The following is an 18168-nucleotide window of genomic DNA, read 5'->3' on the forward strand; positions in this document are numbered from 1 at the left end:
GGTTTTTCGGAGTTTGCGGTGAAGGTTGCCGAACGCTGGTTCGTGATGGCGGGCATTGGCCTGCTGGGCGCGATTGCGCTGGTCGGGCTGGTGGTCGCCGTCTATGCGGCGTGGCTGTTCCACGACCTGCCGGACGCTTCTGACCTGGCGGACTACCGCCCGCCGACGGCGACCCGGGTCTATGCCGGTGACGGGACCCTGATCGGGGAATTCTCGGACGAGCGGCGAATCTATGTGTCGTTCGACCAGATTCCGACGCCCGTGGTCCAGGCCTTCCTGGCGGCCGAGGATCGCAACTTCTTCCAGCACGGCGGCATCGACGTGGGCGGCATCGGCCGGGCCGTGTTCAAGAACCTGTTCAATGTCGTGTCCGGGCGCCGGCTGGAGGGTGGCTCGACCATCACCCAGCAGGTGGCCAAGAATGTGCTGCTGACCAATGAGACCAGCCTGAACCGCAAGCTGAAGGAGGCGATCCTCTCCAGCCGTCTGGAAGCGACTCTGACCAAGCAGCAGATCCTCGAACTGTATCTGAACGAGATCTTCCTCGGCTATCGCTCGTATGGCGTGGCCTCGGCCGCCTACAACTATTTCGGCAAGTCGCTGAGCCAGCTGACGCCGGACGAGGCGGCCTTCCTCGCGGCCCTGCCCAAGGGGCCGAACAACTATCATCCCAAGCGGTTTCCGGGGGCGGCCAAGGGCCGTCGTGACTGGGTGCTGGGCGAGATGGCCCAGAGCGGCTGGCTGACGCCGGAACAGCTGGGCGAGGCCCGGGCCCGGCCGCTGGTGACCCAGGACGCGCCGCGCCGGGCCCAGTATGCCGACGCCGACTTCTTCGTCGAGGAGGCGCGGCGTCAGGCCATCGCCCGCTTCGGGCGCGAGACGGTCAACGGGGCCGGCTACTATATCCGCACCACGCTGGACCCCGGCCTGCAGTCGGCGGCGCGTGACGCCCTGATGCGCGGGCTGGAGAACTATGACCGGCGCCACGGCTGGCGCGGGGCCTGGGGCACCACCGACTTCGCCGACGGCTGGCAGGCCGAGGCGCTGAAACAGACCCGTCCGCCCGAGCGGCGCGCCTGGCAGGCGGCGGCGGTCGAGAGCGTGTCCGGCAACAGCGTCCAGGTCCGCACGGCCCGCGACGGCCGCACCGGCACCCTGCTCAGCGCCGACGCGGCCTGGGCCAATGCCAACCGGCCGCTGAAGCGCGGTGACCTGGTCTTCGTCGAGCCGAGCAACGGCCAATTCGCCCTGAAACAGGTGCCGGCGGTCAACGGGGCCCTGGTGGTGATCGAGCCGCAGTCGGGCCGGGTGCTGGCCATGGTCGGCGGCTATTCCTATGTGCTGTCCAGCTTCAACCGGGCCACCCAGGCCAATCGCCAGCCCGGGTCGGCCTACAAGCCGTTCGTCTATGCCGCGGCGCTGGAAGGGGATTTCACCCCGGCCTCGATCGTGCTGGACGCGCCGATCAGCTTTGCCGGCGGCCGCAACGGCGAGCGCTGGACGCCCGAGAACTACAGTCGCCAGTACTATGGGCCGCAGTCGCTGCGGCGCGGGCTGGAGCTGTCGCGCAACGTGATGACGGTGCGGCTGGCCGAACAGGTCGGCATGCGCAACATCGTCGACCTGTCGAAGAAGATGGGCGTGGCCGACGACCTGCAGCCGAACCTGTCGGTGTCGCTGGGGGCGGGCGAGACCACCCCCTATCATCTGACCGCCGCCTATTCCGCCTTCGTCAACGGCGGGCGCCGGGTCGATCCGTATCTGATCGAACTGGTCCAGGACCGCAACGGCGAGACCCGGTTCAAGGCCGATCAACGGACCTGCCGCGAGTGCGACCGCGGCTTCAGTGGCCAGGAATCGCCCCGGCTGGAGCCGCGCGGCACCCAGGTGATCGATCCGATCACCGCCTACCAGATCAGCTCGATGCTCGAGGGCGTGGTCCAGCGCGGCACGGCCGCCAGCGCCCGCAGCCTCGGGCGCTGGGTCGGCGGCAAGACCGGCACCACCAATGAATACCGTTCGGCCTGGTTCGTGGGCTTCACCACCGACATGGTGGTCGGGGTGTTCGTCGGTTTCGATGACAACCGGTCGCTGGGCTATGGCGAGGCCGGGGCATCGGCGGCCCTGCCGGTGTTCACCGACTTCATGCGGGTGGCGCTGCGCACGCGGCCGGCCCGGCCGTTCGTGCGCCCGCCCAATGCCGTGTTCCGCTCCGTCAACGGCATCGAGGAGGCCTTCCGCCCCGGCACCGAACGGCGCCGCCAGGATGAGTTCGTGCCGGAAGTGCTGACGCCCGTGGGCCCGCAGAACTATTCCGACGTGATCCGGCGCGAGCAGGAGGCCGTGCGTCTGGCCCCGCCGACCCCGCCGCCGTCACCCGCCACGCCGCCCCCGCCGAAGAAGGAACCGGCCGAGGACTTGAGCGGACTCTACTAAGGCCCTAGGTAGGCCCCCCGGCGGCGCGCCCCGAAAACGGCGCGCCGCCCTGTTTTTCTGTCGCGTGGAGATTGCGATGAGACCGGATGTCGAGGCCATGAAGGCCGACATCGAGCAGAGCCTCGCTCTGCTCAGGAGGCGTCTTTGACTGGGACCCTGCACTCCGCAAGCTCGATGAGCTGAACGCGCGGGTCGAGGACCCGACCCTGTGGGACGACGCCGAGGCCGCCCAGGCCCTGATGCGCGAGCGCACCCGGTTGCAGGGGCAGATCGATACTGTGCTGCAGATGGAAACCGGTCTCGAGGACGGCGTCATGCTGGCCGAGATGGCCGACGAGGAGGGGGACGAGGCCGCTCTGGCGGACGCCCGCGCCTCGCTGAAGGCCGTCAAGGACCGCGCCGCCCGGGCCGAGCTGGAGGCCCTGCTGTCCGGCGAGGCCGACGGCAATGACGCCTATCTGGAAGTCAACGCCGGGGCCGGCGGCACCGAATCCTGCGACTGGGCCGGGATGCTGCTGCGAATGTATTCGCGCTGGGCCAGGGCGCACGGCTATGAGGTCGAGCTGGAGGCCGAGGAATCCGGTGACCAGGCCGGGATCAAGTCGGCGACCATCCTGATCTCGGGGCCCAATGCCTATGGCTGGCTGAAGTCGGAATCGGGCGTGCACCGGCTGGTGCGCATCAGCCCCTATGACGCCGCCGCCAAGCGTCACACCTCGTTCGCCTCGGTCGGGGTGTCCCCCGTGGTCGACGATACGATCGAGATCGACATCAATCCGTCGGACGTGCGCACCGACACCTACCGGGCCTCGGGCTCGGGCGGCCAGCACATCAACAAGACCGACTCGGCCATCCGCCTGACCCACGTCCCGACCAATACCGTCGTGGCGTGCCAGGCCGGCCGCTCCCAGCACCAGAACCGCGAACAGGCGTGGAAGATGCTGCGGGCGCGTCTGTACGAGCTGGAACTGCAGCGGCGCGAGGCGGCGGCCCAGGCCGTGGCCGACGCCAAGACCGACATCGGCTGGGGCCACCAGATCCGCAGCTACGTCCTGCAGCCGTACCAGATGGTCAAGGACCTGCGCACCAACGTCGAGACTTCCGACACCCAAGGGGTGCTGGACGGGGACCTGGACGCCTTCATGGGCGCGGCCCTGGCGGCCCGGGTCGGCGAGACCCGCGACGCCAAGGGCGAATAGAAAAGGGCCCCGGATCGCTCCGGGGCCCCTTTTTCCTCTGAAATCGACGTCGGCCTAGTGCGGCTTCATGTCGATGACCTGGGCCTGCGGCTGCTGCGGGATCGGGGCCAGGTCCGACGGCGGTGCGGCAGGCTTGGGCGCGGTCGCCGCCGGGGCGTCGCGACGGCCCTGGACGCAGCGGCCCTGGAAATAGGCACCGATGTCGATCGACAGCTGTTCGGCGGTGATGTCCCCGTCGACATAGGCGGTCGAGACCAGCTTGACCTGCTTGCCCGAGGTCGTGCCGACGATGCGGCCGCGGACCTCGATATAGTCGGCCGAGACATTGCCTTCGACGGCCCCGGTCTCGCCGACGATCAGCCGGCCGACACGGATGTCGCCCTTGATCTGGCCGTCGATCTGCAGATCGCCGGCCCCGCTGATGGAGCCCTCGAATTTGAGGTCCGACGACAGGGTCGACAGGCCACGACTCGAGGTGCCTGCGGGGGCGGCGGCCGCCGGTTTGGCGGCGGCGGCCGACGGCATGTCGGGCAGGGGCGGGATGGCCGCAGGGGTCGCGGGACGGGGCTGCGGCGACGGGGCGGGGGATTTATTCTTGTTGAACAAGTTGGTCTCCGGCTTTCATGAAGCGTGCGGGGTTCTGAGGGCGGCCGTTCATCCACACTTCGTAGTGCAGGTGAACGCCCGTGGAGCGTCCAGTCGTCCCCATGGCACCGATGCGCTGGCCAAGCGCGATCTGCTGGCCGGATGTGACGGCCATGGAGTTGAGATGGGCGAAGCGCGTCTTGAAACCGCGACCATGGTCTATCTCAACGGTGTTGCCATACCCTGAACGGACACCGACAAAAGAGATGACGCCCGGTGCCGTGGCATAGATGGGGGTGTTCAACGGGGCCGCAAAGTCCTGCCCCTGGTGCAGGGCCGGGCGACGGTTGAACGGATCGAAGCGCACGCCGAAGCTTGAGGTGGTGCGCGCCTGGGTCGGCCGCCGGAACGGCAGACCCTCGGCCGCGTCGGCGAGGCGGCGCATGTCGTTCAGATTGTCGGCGGCATGGCGGATGCGGACGGCAAAGGCCTCATCGACGTCAAGGACGGCGGCCAGGGCCCGGGGGTCCTTCGCCTCGACCAGCGGCCCGCCGAGGCCGGGTCCGGTGGCGGCATAGGCCGAGGGATTGAGGCCGGCGAGACGGAAGGCCAGCCGCAGCCGCTCGGCCCGGGTCTGGGACACTTCCTCGGCGCGGGCGATCAACCGTTCCTGGTCGAGACGGACGGCGAGGATCCTCTGGACCGGGCTGCGACCGGCGGCCGTGGCCGCGGGCAGGGCCGGGCGCAGGGCCAGTTCGGCCCCCTCGACTCCGTGGAACATGCCCATGACATTGGTCAGGGCCGCGTGACGGCGTTCGACCATGGTGGCCATGTCGTCGATCGAGCCGGTTGTCGTGGTCATCCGCACCACAGCGCTGTCCAGCCGGGCCTGGAGGTCCGCATTGACCCGCTCCGAGGCGGCGCGTGCGCGGATCACCGCGCGGTCGGCCTGGTTGTTGGCGATCATGTCGAAGATCAGGCCACCCGACGCGACGAGGGTCCAGGCCGAGAACATCACGGCGGCCACGGCGATCAGGCATTGCCGACCGGGAGACAGGGCACAGGCGCGGACGTCGTCCCCGTCCCTGAGGTACAGGTAGCGGACCGGAAACCAACGCTCGATCAAAGAGCGCTTCGCAGCGATCTCTTCGTCGTTCATATGCAATGCCCCCATAACATATGGCAAATATGCGGCAACCGGGACCGTCCATCAAGACGATTCACCCGCGGTTAACCACCCCGGCAAGGATTCAGGCGAATAATGACCTGAACAGGGGCATTACTCGCCCGTCAGGGGAAAAAACGAATCTATCGTGACCTTGCCGAAGCTTGTCGGATAACCGCGTTACGAACCCCCGGGTGCACGCGAGACCTCAAGCACTGCCATTGCGTGTGATTTTACCTTCACCTTGTGCCAGATGCGGCGGATCGTGCCCTGGCCATCGATCAGGAAGGTGGCGCGTTCCACGCCCATATAGGCCCGGCCGTAAAGCTGCTTCTGCACCCAGGTGCCGTAGGCCTCGCACACGGTGCCGTCCTCGTCGGATCCGAGGATGACCTTGAGGTCGTGTTTGGCCTTGAACCGGTCCAGTTTTTTCACGGGATCGCGGGACACGCCGATGACCACGGTATCGGCGGCGGCGAAGTCGTCGATCAGGGCCGAGAAGTCCCGACCCTCCGTGGTGCAACCGGGCGTGTCGGCCTTGGGATAGAAATACAGGACCACGGTCTTGCCGGCGAAGTCCGACAGGCGGGCCCGGCCGCCACCGTCCGTGGCCATGTCGAAGGCGGGGGCTTGGTCACCGGTTTCGAGTGTCACAGGTATCATAACTCCGCTCATCCCGGCGAAAGCCGGGACCCAGGTCTTTCGTGTCGCTGCCCGGATGGACAGCCCTGCCTTCATCTCGCACCGTTCGCCCAAAGCACTGGGTCCCGGCTTTCGCCGGGATGAGCGGGATGGGGCTAAACCGGGCGGACGAGCCGGGATATTTTCTTGCCCTTCTGGATAAGAAAAGCACCGTGCTCCGGTGAGACGTCGCCACGCGCGTAGGTTTCGTCGCCACGCACGACCGTGCCATTGATGCGAATTTCGCCATTGGCGATGGATCGTTTGGCGTCCTTGATCGAGGATATATCTGCGGCCTTGACCAAGGCCTCAGGGGTCCGCTGGGTAAAGCCTTCGCCGCCATCCCAGTCGAAATCATAGGCCTGTAGGGCGACCGTCTCTCCCCGCTCAAATTGGGATTCGGAACGGGCTCTTGCGGCTGCCGCGGCGTCCGCCCCGTGCAGCATGGTGGTGGCCGCGTCGGCCAGGGCCTTTTTGGCGTCATTGATCGCCGCCCCGTCGAGGGCCTCCAGCCGCGCGACCTCGTCCAGCGGCAGGTCGGTGAACAGGCGCAGGAACCGGCCGACGTCGGCGTCGTCGGCATTGCGCCAGAACTGCCAGTAGTCATAGGGGCTGAGCTGTTCGGCATTGAGCCAGACCGCGCCCTGGGCCGTCTTGCCCATCTTGCCGCCCGAGGCCGTAGTCAACAGCGGCGTGGTCAGGCCGAAGGCGGCCTTGTGGTCGACGCGGCGCACCAGGTCGACGCCCGAGACGATATTACCCCACTGGTCCGAGCCGCCCATCTGCAGGGTGCAGCCGTAGCGGCGGTTCAGCTCGAGGAAGTCGACCGACTGCATCAGCATGTAGTTGAACTCGAGGAAGGTCATCGGCTGCTCGCGCTCGAGTCGCAGTTTCACCGAGTCGAAGGCCAGCATCCGGTTGATGGTGAAATGGGTGCCGTATTCGCGCAGGAATTCGACGTAGCCGTATGTCGACAGCCATTCGTCGTTGTCGATCATGAGGGCGTCGGTCGGGCCGTCGCCGAAGGTCAGGAATTTCTCGAACACCGTCCGGATCGAGGCGATGTTGGCGGCGATGTCGGCCTCGGTCAGCTGGGGACGCGAGGTGTCCTTGCCGGTCGGGTCGCCGACCTTGGTGGTGCCGCCGCCCATGATGACGATGGGCCGGTGGCCGGCCTGCTGCAGACGGCGCAGCATCATGATCTGGATCAGGCTGCCGACGTGCAGGCTGGGGGCGGTCGCGTCGAAGCCGATATAGCCGGTGACGATGCCTTCAGCGGCGGCCGCGTCGAGCTCGACCGGGTGGGTGACCTGGTGGATGTAGCCGCGCGCCTGCAGCGTCTTGAGGAAGTCGGACTTGAACACAGGATCGGTCATCGGGATCGGCTTTGCCTGGAGTGATGAGGGCGTGTAGCACGAGCCTATGCAAGCGCGAACCACCGGTGCGCCGGGGCCCCTTCACGAGCTGATCGTCCATCCCGCCGGGGCCGCCGGGCCGGTGGAGGGGCTGACCGTCAGCGCCTTCCGGCCGGAGCCGTCGGTGCTGGCCCTGGACTATGTGCTGACCGGTGACCTGTTCCGGGTGCTGGTCCCGGGCTGGACCGGTCGCAGCCGGGCCGACGACCTGTGGCGGCATACCTGTTTCGAGGCCTTCATCCGCGCCGGGTCCGGCCCCGGCTATCATGAGGTCAATCTGTCGCCGTCGGGCGAATGGGCGATTTACGGCTTCGATGCCTACCGCGAGGGCCGGACGTCACCGGACGGTGTGGAAAGCCAGGCCATGATCCGCGCGTCGGATGACGACCAGTTCGCCATGACCGCCATCCTGCGTCTGGACGGGCTCGATCCGGCCGCGCCCTGGTTGATCGGTCTGTCCGCCGTCATCGAGGACATCGACGGCCTGTCCTACTGGGCCCTGTCGCATCCGTCAGCGAAGCCGGACTTTCACCATCCCGACTCCTTCACCCTGACCCTGCCGCCCCCGGAGCCCGCATGAAATTCGGCCTCGACCGCCTGTTGTCCGATCCTGAACTGCGCGCGCCGCTGAAGGGGCGGCGGCTGGCCCTGCTGGCGCATCCGGCCTCGGTCACCGCCGACCTGACCCATGCGATCGACGCCCTGACGGCCTGTCCCGACATCACGATCACCGCCGCCTTCGGGCCGCAGCACGGCATGCGCGGAGACCTGCAGGACAATATGATGGAGTCGCCGGACTTCACCGATCCGGTGCACGGCTTTCCGGTGTTCAGCCTGTACGGCGAGGTGCGGCGGCCGACCGACGCCTCGATGCAGACCTTCGACGTCATCCTGGTCGACCTGCAGGACCTGGGCTGCCGCATCTACACCTATGTGACGACCCTGCTCTATGTGCTGGAGGCGGCGGCCAGGCACGGCAAGACCGTCTGGGTGCTGGACCGGCCCAATCCCGCCGGGCGTCCGGTCGAGGGCCTGACCCTGCGGCCGGGCTGGGAGAGTTTCGTGGGGGCCGGGCCGATGCCGATGCGGCACGGCGTCACCCTGGGCGAGCTGGGTCACTGGTTCATCGACCACTTCAAGCTCGACGTCGACTATCGCGTCATCGCCATGGAGGGCTGGCAGCCGGAGCAGGGGCCCGGCTTCGGCTGGCCGCTCGGCGAGCGCAGCTGGATCAACCCCAGCCCCAATGCCCCGAACCTGTCGATGGCGCGCGCCTATGCCGGGACGGTGATGCTGGAGGGCACGACCCTGTCCGAGGGACGGGGCACGACCCGGCCGCTGGAACTGTTCGGGGCCCCCGACATCGACGCCCGGGCGGTGATCGCCGAGATGCAGGCGTTCGCGCCACAGTGGCTGACGGGCTGCCGGCTGCGCGACTGCTGGTTCGAGCCGACCTTCCACAAACACGTCGGCCGACTGTGCAGCGGGGTGCAGATCCACGTCGACGACCCCGCCTATGACCATGCGACCTTCCAGCCGTGGCGGGTCCAGGCCCTGGGATTCAAGGCGATCCGGCGGCTGTATCCCGACTACGACCTGTGGCGCGACTTCCCGTACGAATACGCCTTCGGCAAGCTGGCCATCGACGTGATCAACGGCGGGCCCGGGCTGCGCGAATGGGTCGACCGGGCCGATGCGACGCCGGACGAGCTGGACGCGATCACGGTGCCCGATGAGGCGGGTTGGATCGAGGCGCGGCGTCCCCATCTTCTTTATCCGGGGTAAGTCGCAGGTGAAGCGGGGCTGTTGGGATGAAGCTGCTATTCTTGATCGCCGCCCTGCTGGGTGGCTGCGCTCCGGAAACGTCTCAACAGAGCCCCGCAGCCGTCGAGATACCCACCCTGTCGCCACAGGCGCGGGCGCTGATCGCCCCGGTTGCCGAATCCATCGCTGACGAACAGGCGCGGCAGGCTGCCTTGCCGCCCCCCGTCGATGACCGCGAGCGACTGGAGCGGATGGGACGGCTCGATCAGGTCGGAAGGCGGGTGTGGAATACCATCGACCTTTCCGGCCTTCCGGTCGGTGAGCGACAGCGGGCCGATGCGGCGATCGGCTTATCCATTCAGGCGGTGGACAGGGTGCACCAGGCGCAGTTGCTGGCCATGGTGCCGCCAGAAGGCTGGTTTCTGAGGAGCCGTTACGGTGAGGCCGCGTCCAGCGCTGCCTTCCTGATCGTCCAGCACGGAAATCTGGACCTGTGGCAGCGTTTTGTACCGGTGCTCGAACCGCTGGTCGCCATCGGTGAGGTCCGCGGCGAAAGCTACGGCCTGATGTACGACCGGCTGGCCATCAACGAAGGTCGGCCGCAGAGGTACGGCACCCAGATGACGTGCAAGGCAGGCAAATGGGTGATCGACCACGCCAATCTCGAAGACCCGGAGCATGCCGACGAACGCCGCGCGGCCATGGGTTTCCGTTGGACACTGGCAGATTACGAGGCGCTGTTCGCCGACTACCCGCCCTGCACCTGACGATCAGGTTGGGTGTTTTCAGGCCGGTCGAGGTGGGCGAAAAACACAGTCCACTGAGTCCACTGAGTCCACCGGGTCCACTGAGTCCACATCGTCCTGTTGCGGCGGAGGATGGGGGATTCGACTGTCAAAGACCGATGCTGGACAGTCTGGCAGATGGCTGCGTCGGGTTCGGTCGCAGGCGTGGGACGTCCGGGCGGGATCCGTGACAATAACCGGTCATCCCCGCGAAGGCGGGGACCCAGTGTTTTCGTCTCGCGATGTGCGTGGGACTGATGGCGAGGGGCGACCGGTGCTGCCGATCGCCCACAGAACTGGGTCCCCGCCTTCGCGGGGATGAGCGGAGGGTGAGGCCGGGTTACGCCGGGCGTTCTTCCAGGCGCTTGTCGAGATAGGCCCCGACGCGGCGGTCGACGGCGTCGATATGGTCCTGCCAGAAATGGCTCGCGCCCTCTTCCAGCTCATAGTCGATGACGATGCCCTTCTGGGTGCGCAGCTTGTTGACCACGCGCTCGACCTCGACCGGCGGCACCACGGTGTCGGCGGTACCGTGCAGGAACAGGCCCGAGGCGGGGCAGGGGGCCAGGAAGCTGAAGTCGTACATGTTGGACGGCGGCGACACCGAGATGAAGCCGTCGGTCTCGGGGCGGCGCATCAGCAGCTGCATGCCGATATAGGCACCGAACTGATAGCCGGCGACCCAGGTCTGGGTGGCGGCGGGGTTGTTCGCCTGCAGCCAGTCCAGGGCGGTGGCGGCGTCGGCCAGCTCGCCGATGCCGGAATCGAACTCGCCCTGCGACTTGCCCACGCCACGGCTGTTGTAGCGCAGGGTCGCGAAACCGCGCTTCTGGAACAGCTGGTACAGGGTGACCGTCACCGGGTTGTTCATATGCCCGCCCGCCTTGGGGTGGGGGTGCAGGATCAGGGCGATCGGCGCATTGGGGCGCTTGCCGGGGGAATAGCGACCTTCGATGCGGCCGGAGGCGCCGGGCAGGATGACTTCAGGCATGGGGGCTCGAAAAATCCGTTAAACAGTTATTTCGCAGCTGCGTAATACTTGACCGCGCTAGTAGGACTTTCTATGTCCGGCAGGCGCGCTGCAGCCTTCTTGAAGGCGCGGGTTCTAGCACAGCGGTCCTGAAAAGCGCGCGATTTTTGAAGGTGGACCATGCGTCTGTCGACCAAGGGACGATATGCGGTGATGGCGATGGCCGATCTGGCCCGGAACGGGACGGATCGCGCGGTCTCCCTGTCCGAGATCGCCACGCGCCAGGAGATCTCGCTCAGCTACCTCGAGCAGCTGTTCGCACGGCTGCGCAAGAGCGGTCTGGTCAAGAGCGTGCGCGGCCCCGGCGGCGGCTATCGTCTGGCCAAGGGCGCGCATGAGACGGTGGTGGCCGAGATCGTCTTCGCCGTCGACGAACCGATCCGGGCGACCCGCTGCACCGGCGAGACCGCCCCGCGCGGCTGCATGCTGGCCGGGGAACGTTGCATCACCCACAATCTGTGGGCCGATCTGGGCGACGAGATTCACCGTTTTCTGGCGCAGGTGTCGCTGGAGGATGTGGTGCTGAACCGAACGGGGGCGCGACGACGCGCGGCCGGTGACGACAATATTGGAGCGGCGGCGTGAGCGCGATCTATCTGGACTACAACGCCTCCGGCCTCGTCCGTCCCGAGGTCCAGGCCATCATGGCCGCGGCCCTGGCCGACAACGGCAACCCCAATGCCGTGCATGCCGCCGGGCGTCGTGCCCGGGCCCGCATCGAGACGGCCCGCGCCCAGGTGGCGGCCCTGGTCGGGGTGGATGCGACGGCCGTGGTCTTCTCTTCCGGCGGGACCGAGTCGAACGGCCAGGCCCTGCTCAGCGCCCTGGCGGCCGGTTGCGAGCGCCTGATCGTCAGCGCCACCGAACATCCCTGCGTCGCCGAGACGGCCCTGACCTTCGGTCGACCGGTCGAGTGCCTGCCGGTCGACGACCAGGGCGTGATCGACCTGGCCTGGCTGGCCGAGGCCCTGCAGCGGCCGGGCCGTGCCGTGGTCGCCGTCCACCACGCCAACAACGAGACCGGTGTGGTCCAGCCGATCGCCGAGGCCGCGCGTCTGGTCCATGCCGCCGGCGGCTGGATGCATGTCGACGCCATCCAGTCGGCGGGCAAGATCCCGGTCGACATGGCGACGCTGGACGCCGACACCCTGACCCTGTCGGCTCACAAGCTGGGTGGCCCGCAGGGCGTCGGCGCGCTGATCTCGCGCGCGGGCGCGCCGGTGGTGCGCATGGTGCACGGCTCCAGCCAGGAGCGCGGCCTGCGCGCCGGCACCGAGAACACCCCGGGCCTCGCCGGCTTCGGCGAGTCCGCCGTCTGCGCCCTGCGCGACCTGCCGACGAGTCTGAGCCACGCGGCCTGGCGCGACGCCGCCGCCGCCGCCGTCACCGCCGCAGGGGCCACGGTGCTGGGAATCAAGGCCGAGCGCCTGCCCAACACCCTGTTCATGGCCGTGCCCGACTGGGACAGCCCGCAGCAGCTGATCACCCTCGACCTGCAGGGGGTGATGGTCTCGGCCGGATCGGCCTGTTCCTCGGGCAAGACCAAGCCGTCCAAGGCCGTCTCGGCCATGGGGCTGCATCACCTGGAAACCGGTGGCGTCCGGGTCTCCGGCGGCTGGGGCACGACCGAGGCCGACTGGCAGCGGTTCGCCGACCTGTGGACCGCCGCCTATGCCAAGCACCGGGCCCGATTGAGCGAACGCGCGAAGGAAACCGCCTGAGTCATGGCCGCTGTCCAGAAAACCATCGATGCCGTCGCCGCCCTCGAGAAATACGAGCACGGCTTTACCTCGGACATCGAGACCGAATACGCGCCCAAGGGGCTGAACGCCGACATCGTCCGCTTCATCTCCGAGAAGAAGGGCGAGCCGGACTGGATGCTGGAATGGCGTCTGGCCGCCTATGAGCGCTGGCTGGCCATGGAAGAGCCGACCTGGGCCGCGGTGAAATATACGCCGGTCGACTATCAGGAGCTGTTCTATTACGCCGCGCCGAAGAAGAAGGACGGGCCCAAGAGCCTCGACGAGGTCGATCCCGAACTGCTGGCCGTCTACGCCAAGCTGGGCATTCCGCTGGGCGAACAGGCGGTTCTGGCCGGGGTCGAGGGCGCGCCGAAATATGCCGTCGACGCGGTGTTCGACAGCGTCAGCGTCGTCACCACCTTCAAGGCCGAGCTGGCCAAGGTCGGCGTGATTTTCATGCCGATTTCCGAAGCCTTGCGCGAACATCCTGAGCTGGTGCGCAAATATCTGGGCTCGGTGGTGCCGGTCTCGGACAACTATTTCGCGGCCCTGAACAGCGCGGTGTTTTCCGATGGTTCCTTTGTCTACATCCCGCCGGGCGTGCGCTGCCCGATGGAGCTGTCGACCTATTTCCGCATCAACGCCTCGCAGACCGGCCAGTTCGAACGCACCCTGATCATCGCCGACAAGGGCAGCTACTGCTCCTATCTCGAGGGCTGCACCGCCCCGATGCGCGACGAGAACCAGCTGCACGCCGCCGTGGTCGAACTGGTGGCGCTGGACGACGCCGAGATCAAATATTCGACGGTGCAGAACTGGTACCCCGGCGACGCCGAGGGCAAGGGCGGCATCTATAATTTCGTCACCAAACGCGCCGACTGCCGCGGCGATCGCTCGAAGGTCAGCTGGACCCAGGTCGAGACCGGCAGCGCCGTCACCTGGAAATATCCGTCCTGCATCCTCAAGGGCGAGGACAGCTCGGGCGAATTCTATTCGATCGCCATCACCAACGGACATCAGCAGGCCGACACCGGCACCAAGATGATCCATCTGGGCAAGAATTCGAAGAGCCGGATCATCGCCAAGGCGGTGTCGGCGGGTCAGTCCGACTCGACCTATCGCGGCCTGGTCTCGGTGCACCCGAAGGCGACCGGGGTGCGGAACTTCACCCAGTGCGACAGCCTGCTGATCGGCAAGGACTGTGGCAGCCACACCGTGCCCTATATCGAGGCCCGCAACGGCTCGGCCCAGCTGGAGCACGAGGCGACCACCACCCGCCTGTCCGATGACCAGCTGTTCTACGCCCAGCAGCGCGGGCTTTCGGAAGAGGAGGCCGTGGCCCTGCTGGTCAACGGCTTCGTCCGTGACGTGATGCAGAAGCTGCCGATGGAGTTCGCGGTCGAGGCGCAGAAGCTGGTGGCGATCTCGCTGGAGGGGAGTGTCGGATGACGACTCCCGCCGCCGCCGACGTCGACATGACGGTCCAGGTCAGCCATCTGTTCTCGACGCCGCTGGTGGTCGGGAAGATCGCCGGCGGCGAAGCGCTGGCGCGCGACCTCGGGACGGTCACCCGCGCCCGGCGCGACAGTCATCCGGGTGTGGCCAAGACCAATGTCGGCGGCTGGCATTCGACCTATGACATGATGGACTGGGGCGGCTCGGCGGCGCGGACCCTGGCCCGACTGTCCGTCGGCCTGGCCAAGAGCGCCTCGGCCTTTGCCGACGCTTCGCCGGACGACTTCGACTGGACGGTTGAGATGTGGGCCAACATTTCCGGGCCCGGGGCCTCGAACGCGATCCACGTCCATCCCGGCTCTTTGTGGGCGGCGGTCTTCTACGTCGACCTGGGCGAGGCCGCGGCGGGCGAGGACGTGGGCGGACGGCTGCATTTCGAGGATCCGCGCCATCCGCTGCCCAGTATGCAGCACCGGGGCTTCCGCCTGACCGACGCCTCCGGGGCCCGGTACAACGGGGCGCTGACGGTCAGTTCGGCGATCGGCGACCTGGTGCTGTCCCCCTCGTGGCTCAAGCACGGGGTATCGACCTACACCGGCTCCGGCGAACGCATCAGCATCGCGATGAACCTGAATGCCGTGTCGCCGGCACGACCCAGGCCGGGCCCGCTTCAGTGACCGCCTCCGCCCCGAAACCCGCATCTCTCCCAACGAGGCCCTGACGTGCTTTCCATCAACAACCTCCACGTCGCCATCGGTGACAAAGCCATCCTCAAGGGCCTGACGCTCGACGTCCCGGCCGGCGAGGTGCACGCCGTCATGGGGCCGAACGGGGCCGGCAAGTCGACGCTGGGCTATGCCCTGTCGGGACGGCCCGGCTATGAAGCGACCGAGGGTTCCGTGGCCTGGAAGGGCGAGGATCTGCTGGCCCTGGACCCGTCCGAACGCGCGGCCAGGGGCGTGTTTCTGTCGTTCCAGTATCCGATCGAGATTCCCGGCGTCCCGGCCCTGACCTTCGTGCGCACGGCGCTGAACGCCCAGAAGCGCGCCCGTGGCGAGGAGGAGGTCTCGGCCCCGGCCTTCCTGAAACAGGTCAGGGCGGCGTCGGCGGCGCTGAAGATGGATTTCGACATGCTGAAGCGGCCGCTCAACGTCGGCTTCTCGGGCGGCGAGAAGAAACGGATGGAGATCCTGCAGATGGCGCTGCTGGAGCCGTCGCTGCTGATCCTCGACGAGACCGATTCCGGCCTCGACATCGACGCCCTGCGGATCGTCTCGGAGGGCGTCAACGCCATGCGCTCGCCCGACCGGGCCATGCTGGTCATCACCCACTATCAGCGCCTGCTCGACTACATCAAACCCGACCGGGTGCATGTGCTGGTTGCCGGCCGCATCGTCGCCTCGGGCGGCCCGGAACTGGCGCATCAGCTGGAGGCGGAGGGTTACGACCAGTACCTTCCGGCGGCGGCGTGAACGCGCCCGTCCGCATCGATCTGAACGACGTTTCCACCTTCCCGTCGAAGCGGGTCGAGACCTGGAAATACACGGACCTGCAGCGCGGACTGCGCGACGCGCCGCCGCCGTCGCCACCGGGTGTGGTCGACGGGAGCGGTCCCTTCTTCGCCCTGGGTGGCGACGGGATCGTGTTCGCCAACGGGCGTGCGGTCGGGGCCGACGCCTATGTCGGCCGGGGCCGCAAGACCCTGCGGCTGCGCTTCGTTTCGGACGCGGTCGGGACCGGCCATACGACCACGGTCCGCATCGCGGCCCAGCCGGACGCCGACCTGCTGATCCTCGAGAGTCATGAGGGCCGGGGTTCGGCCTATGCGGCCCACAACCGCCTGACGATCGACGTCGCGCCCCGGTCGACGGTTACCCGCATCGTCCTGGTCGACGAACCCGGGGACGCCGTCTCGATCACCCAGGCCACGGTCAACGTCGGGCAGGGGGGGCGCTATCGCCAGACCATCCTGACGACCGGTGCCCGGCTGCAGCGGCTGGAGACCCAGGTCACCCATGACGGCCACGCGGCCGATGTGCGGCTCGACGGCCTGTATGTTCTGTCCGACAGCCGCCAGTCCGACCAGACCACGGTCGTCGATCATGTCGGCCCCGACGGCCTGACCGCGCAGCTGACCAAGGGGGTGGTGCGCGACAGCGCCCGCGGCGTCTTCCAGGGCAAGATCATCGTCGAACGCGGGGCCGACGGCACCGACGCGCGCATGGGCCACCACGCCCTGATCCTGGGTGAACGGGCCGAGGTCGACGCCAAGCCGGAACTGCAGATCTATGCCGATGACGTGCAGTGTGCGCACGGCAATACCGTCGGCAATCTGGACGAGGCGGCCCTGTTCTACCTGCAGCAGCGCGGCCTGCCGCTGGATGAGGCCCGCGCCCTGCTGACCGAGGCCTTCCTGCGGGAGGTGACCGACCGGATCGAGCCGGAGGCGGTACGGGATGTGGTGAATCAATGGTTGACGGGGCGGCTGTGATTATTCCTCACCCATCGGGGGAGGGGGACCATGCGCAGCATGGTGGAGGGGGTCAGACCCTGACACCGGCGGCGCGGCAGACCCCCGCCACCGCTTCGCGGTCCCCCTCCCCCGGGGGGGGAGGAACGCCGGCATTCGACCCCTACGCCGCCCGGGCCCAGTTCCCGATCCTGTCGCGGACGGTGAACGGCAAGCCGCTGGTCTATCTGGACTCGGCCGCGTCGGCCCAGAAGCCGCGCGCGGTGATCGCCGCCATGACCGGGCTGATGGAGGGGCACTACGCCAACGTCCATCGCGGCCTGCACACCCTGGCCAATGAGACGACCGAGGCGTTCGAGAAGGCGCGTGAGACGCTGGCCCGGTTCCTGAACGCGGAATCCGCCGAGCAGATCGTCTGGACCAAGGGCGGGACCGAGGCCATCAATCTGGTCGCGGCCGGTCTGGGCCCGTCCATCAAACCGGGCGACGAGATCGTGGTCACCCAGATGGAGCACCACGCCAATATCGTGCCCTGGCACATGCTGCGCGAACGGTTCGGCGCGGTGCTGAAATGGGCCCCGGTGCTGGACGACGGGGCCCTGGATATGGCGGCGCTGGCGGGCCTGATCGGGCCGCGCACGCGGCTGGTCGCCGTCACCCATATGTCCAATGTGCTGGGCACGGTGACTGACGTGCGCGCCGTCGCCGACCTGGCCCATGCGGCCGGGGCGCTGGTGCTGGTCGACGGCTGCCAGGGGGCGGTGCATTGCGCGCCGGACGTCCAGGCGCTGGACGCCGACTTCTATGTCTTCACCGGCCACAAGCTGTATGGCCCGACCGGGATCGGCGGTCTGTACGGCAAACGTGCGGCGCTGGAGGCCCTGCCGCCCTATCAGGGCGGAGGCGAGATGATCGCCACGGTCGAACAGGACCGGGTCACCTATGCCGGGGTTCCGCACCGGTTCGAGGCCGGGACCCCGCCGATCATCGAGGCCATCGGCCTGGGCGCGGCGCTGGACTGGCTGTCCGGCTTCGACCGGGCCGCGATCGCGGCGCACGAGCAGGCCCTGTATGATCACGCCCGCGAGCGGCTGGCCGAATTCGACTGGCTGCGCATCCTCGGCACGGCAGACGGGAAGGGGGCCATCCTGACCTTCACCGTGGCCGACGCCCACGCCCATGACATCGCGCAGATCATGGACCGTTACGGCGTGGCGGTGCGGGCCGGGCTGCACTGCGCCGAGCCGCTGGCGAAACGATTTGGGGTGAGTTCAAGCGCCCGGGCCAGTTTCGCCCTATATAATACGACAGAGGACGCCGATGCCTTTGTCGATGCGCTGATCAGGGCGCGCGAGTTTTTTGTATGACGGACGATATGGACGACGGAACCCTTACCACCAGCAGTGGCACCTTCGCCGAGACCTGGGACGAGTCGGCCAGG

Annotated in this window: 17 protein-coding genes; 12 read left to right on the forward strand and 5 right to left on the reverse strand. The window is 67.7% G+C overall.

The window, feature by feature from the left end:
* The first annotated feature begins 45 nt into the window (after positions 1-45).
* Both AACZ75_RS06640 and prfB read left to right on the forward strand, forming a co-directional pair.
* A complete protein-coding gene (locus tag AACZ75_RS06640; protein WP_339872325.1) occupies positions 46-2436 on the forward strand; it encodes a penicillin-binding protein 1A in 2391 nt (796 codons plus the stop codon).
* Positions 2437-2512: 76 nt separating this feature from the next.
* Positions 2513-3635, forward strand: a protein-coding gene (gene prfB / locus AACZ75_RS06645; RefSeq protein WP_339871988.1) for a peptide chain release factor 2 whose coding sequence is annotated in 2 segments (ribosomal slippage) — positions 2513-2581 and positions 2583-3635 — 1122 coding nt in all. Because the reading frame shifts where the segments join, the coding sequence is not laid out codon by codon here.
* A gap of 54 nt (positions 3636-3689) precedes the next feature.
* Here the strand turns inward: prfB and AACZ75_RS06650 are convergent.
* The 4 genes from AACZ75_RS06650 to tyrS form a co-directional block, all read right to left on the reverse strand.
* On the reverse strand, positions 3690-4241 hold the full coding sequence (locus tag AACZ75_RS06650) for a polymer-forming cytoskeletal protein (protein ID WP_339871989.1): 552 nt from the start codon (positions 4239-4241) through the stop codon (positions 3690-3692).
* The gene (locus tag AACZ75_RS06655) at positions 4225-5379 is read right to left on the reverse strand and encodes a peptidoglycan DD-metalloendopeptidase family protein (protein ID WP_339871990.1); all 1155 of its coding nucleotides are present in this window, start codon (positions 5377-5379) and stop codon (positions 4225-4227) included. The genes AACZ75_RS06650 and AACZ75_RS06655 overlap by 17 nt, the downstream gene beginning before the upstream one ends.
* A 186-nt stretch (positions 5380-5565) precedes the next feature.
* Positions 5566-6048, reverse strand: a complete 483-nt coding sequence (bcp, locus tag AACZ75_RS06660) for a thioredoxin-dependent thiol peroxidase (protein ID WP_339871991.1) — start codon at positions 6046-6048, stop codon at positions 5566-5568.
* Between the two features lie 134 nt (positions 6049-6182).
* Positions 6183-7442, reverse strand: a complete 1260-nt coding sequence (gene tyrS, locus AACZ75_RS06665; RefSeq protein WP_339871992.1) for a tyrosine--tRNA ligase — start codon at positions 7440-7442, stop codon at positions 6183-6185.
* A 46-nt stretch (positions 7443-7488) separates the two neighbouring features.
* On the opposite strand from tyrS, the gene AACZ75_RS06670 reads away from it, so the two are divergent.
* The 3 genes from AACZ75_RS06670 to AACZ75_RS06680 are packed head-to-tail and all read left to right on the forward strand — an operon-like array spanning position 7489 to position 10012.
* Positions 7489-8061 (forward strand): DOMON-like domain-containing protein, encoded by a 573-nt coding sequence (locus tag AACZ75_RS06670; protein ID WP_339871993.1) that lies wholly within the window; start codon positions 7489-7491, stop codon positions 8059-8061.
* Entirely contained in the window at positions 8058-9266 is a 1209-nt protein-coding gene (locus AACZ75_RS06675; protein WP_339871994.1) for a DUF1343 domain-containing protein, read from the forward strand. Before AACZ75_RS06670 ends, AACZ75_RS06675 begins: the two co-directional genes overlap by 4 nt.
* A gap of 26 nt (positions 9267-9292) precedes the next feature.
* Positions 9293-10012, forward strand: coding sequence for a DUF6624 domain-containing protein (locus tag AACZ75_RS06680; protein WP_339871995.1), 720 nt, complete (start codon positions 9293-9295; stop codon positions 10010-10012).
* A gap of 358 nt (positions 10013-10370) precedes the next feature.
* On the opposite strand, the gene AACZ75_RS06685 is transcribed toward AACZ75_RS06680, so the two are convergent.
* Complete coding sequence (locus AACZ75_RS06685) at positions 10371-11021, reverse strand: alpha/beta hydrolase (protein ID WP_339871996.1); 651 nt, start codon at positions 11019-11021, stop codon at positions 10371-10373.
* A 159-nt stretch (positions 11022-11180) separates the two neighbouring features.
* Here AACZ75_RS06685 and AACZ75_RS06690 point away from each other — a divergent pair, with 159 nt between their 5' ends.
* Genes AACZ75_RS06690 through AACZ75_RS06720 form a run of 7 tightly spaced genes read left to right on the forward strand, consistent with a single transcriptional unit; the run spans position 11181 to position 18094 of the window.
* Complete coding sequence (locus AACZ75_RS06690; RefSeq protein WP_339871997.1) at positions 11181-11645, forward strand: Rrf2 family transcriptional regulator; 465 nt, start codon at positions 11181-11183, stop codon at positions 11643-11645.
* Positions 11642-12781 carry a cysteine desulfurase family protein gene (locus AACZ75_RS06695; RefSeq protein ID WP_339871998.1) on the forward strand — a complete coding sequence of 380 codons (1140 nt, stop codon included), beginning with the start codon at positions 11642-11644 and terminating at the stop codon, positions 12779-12781. Before AACZ75_RS06690 ends, AACZ75_RS06695 begins: the two co-directional genes overlap by 4 nt.
* A gap of 3 nt (positions 12782-12784) precedes the next feature.
* A complete protein-coding gene (sufB, locus tag AACZ75_RS06700; RefSeq protein WP_339871999.1) occupies positions 12785-14251 on the forward strand; it encodes a Fe-S cluster assembly protein SufB in 1467 nt (488 codons plus the stop codon).
* The gene (locus tag AACZ75_RS06705; protein ID WP_339872000.1) at positions 14248-14934 is read left to right on the forward strand and encodes a TIGR02466 family protein; all 687 of its coding nucleotides are present in this window, start codon (positions 14248-14250) and stop codon (positions 14932-14934) included. Before sufB ends, AACZ75_RS06705 begins: the two co-directional genes overlap by 4 nt.
* Positions 14935-14979: 45 nt before the next feature.
* Positions 14980-15729 carry a Fe-S cluster assembly ATPase SufC gene (sufC, locus tag AACZ75_RS06710; RefSeq protein WP_339872001.1) on the forward strand — a complete coding sequence of 250 codons (750 nt, stop codon included), beginning with the start codon at positions 14980-14982 and terminating at the stop codon, positions 15727-15729.
* Positions 15726-16748 (forward strand): Fe-S cluster assembly protein SufD, encoded by a 1023-nt coding sequence (gene sufD, locus AACZ75_RS06715; RefSeq protein ID WP_339872002.1) that lies wholly within the window; start codon positions 15726-15728, stop codon positions 16746-16748. The genes sufC and sufD overlap by 4 nt, the downstream gene beginning before the upstream one ends.
* Positions 16727-18094 carry a cysteine desulfurase gene (locus AACZ75_RS06720; RefSeq protein ID WP_339872003.1) on the forward strand — a complete coding sequence of 456 codons (1368 nt, stop codon included), beginning with the start codon at positions 16727-16729 and terminating at the stop codon, positions 18092-18094. Before sufD ends, AACZ75_RS06720 begins: the two co-directional genes overlap by 22 nt.
* Positions 18095-18168 lie beyond the last annotated feature (74 nt).

Source organism: uncultured Brevundimonas sp., from assembly GCF_963975535.1.
Lineage (GTDB): Bacteria > Pseudomonadota > Alphaproteobacteria > Caulobacterales > Caulobacteraceae > Brevundimonas.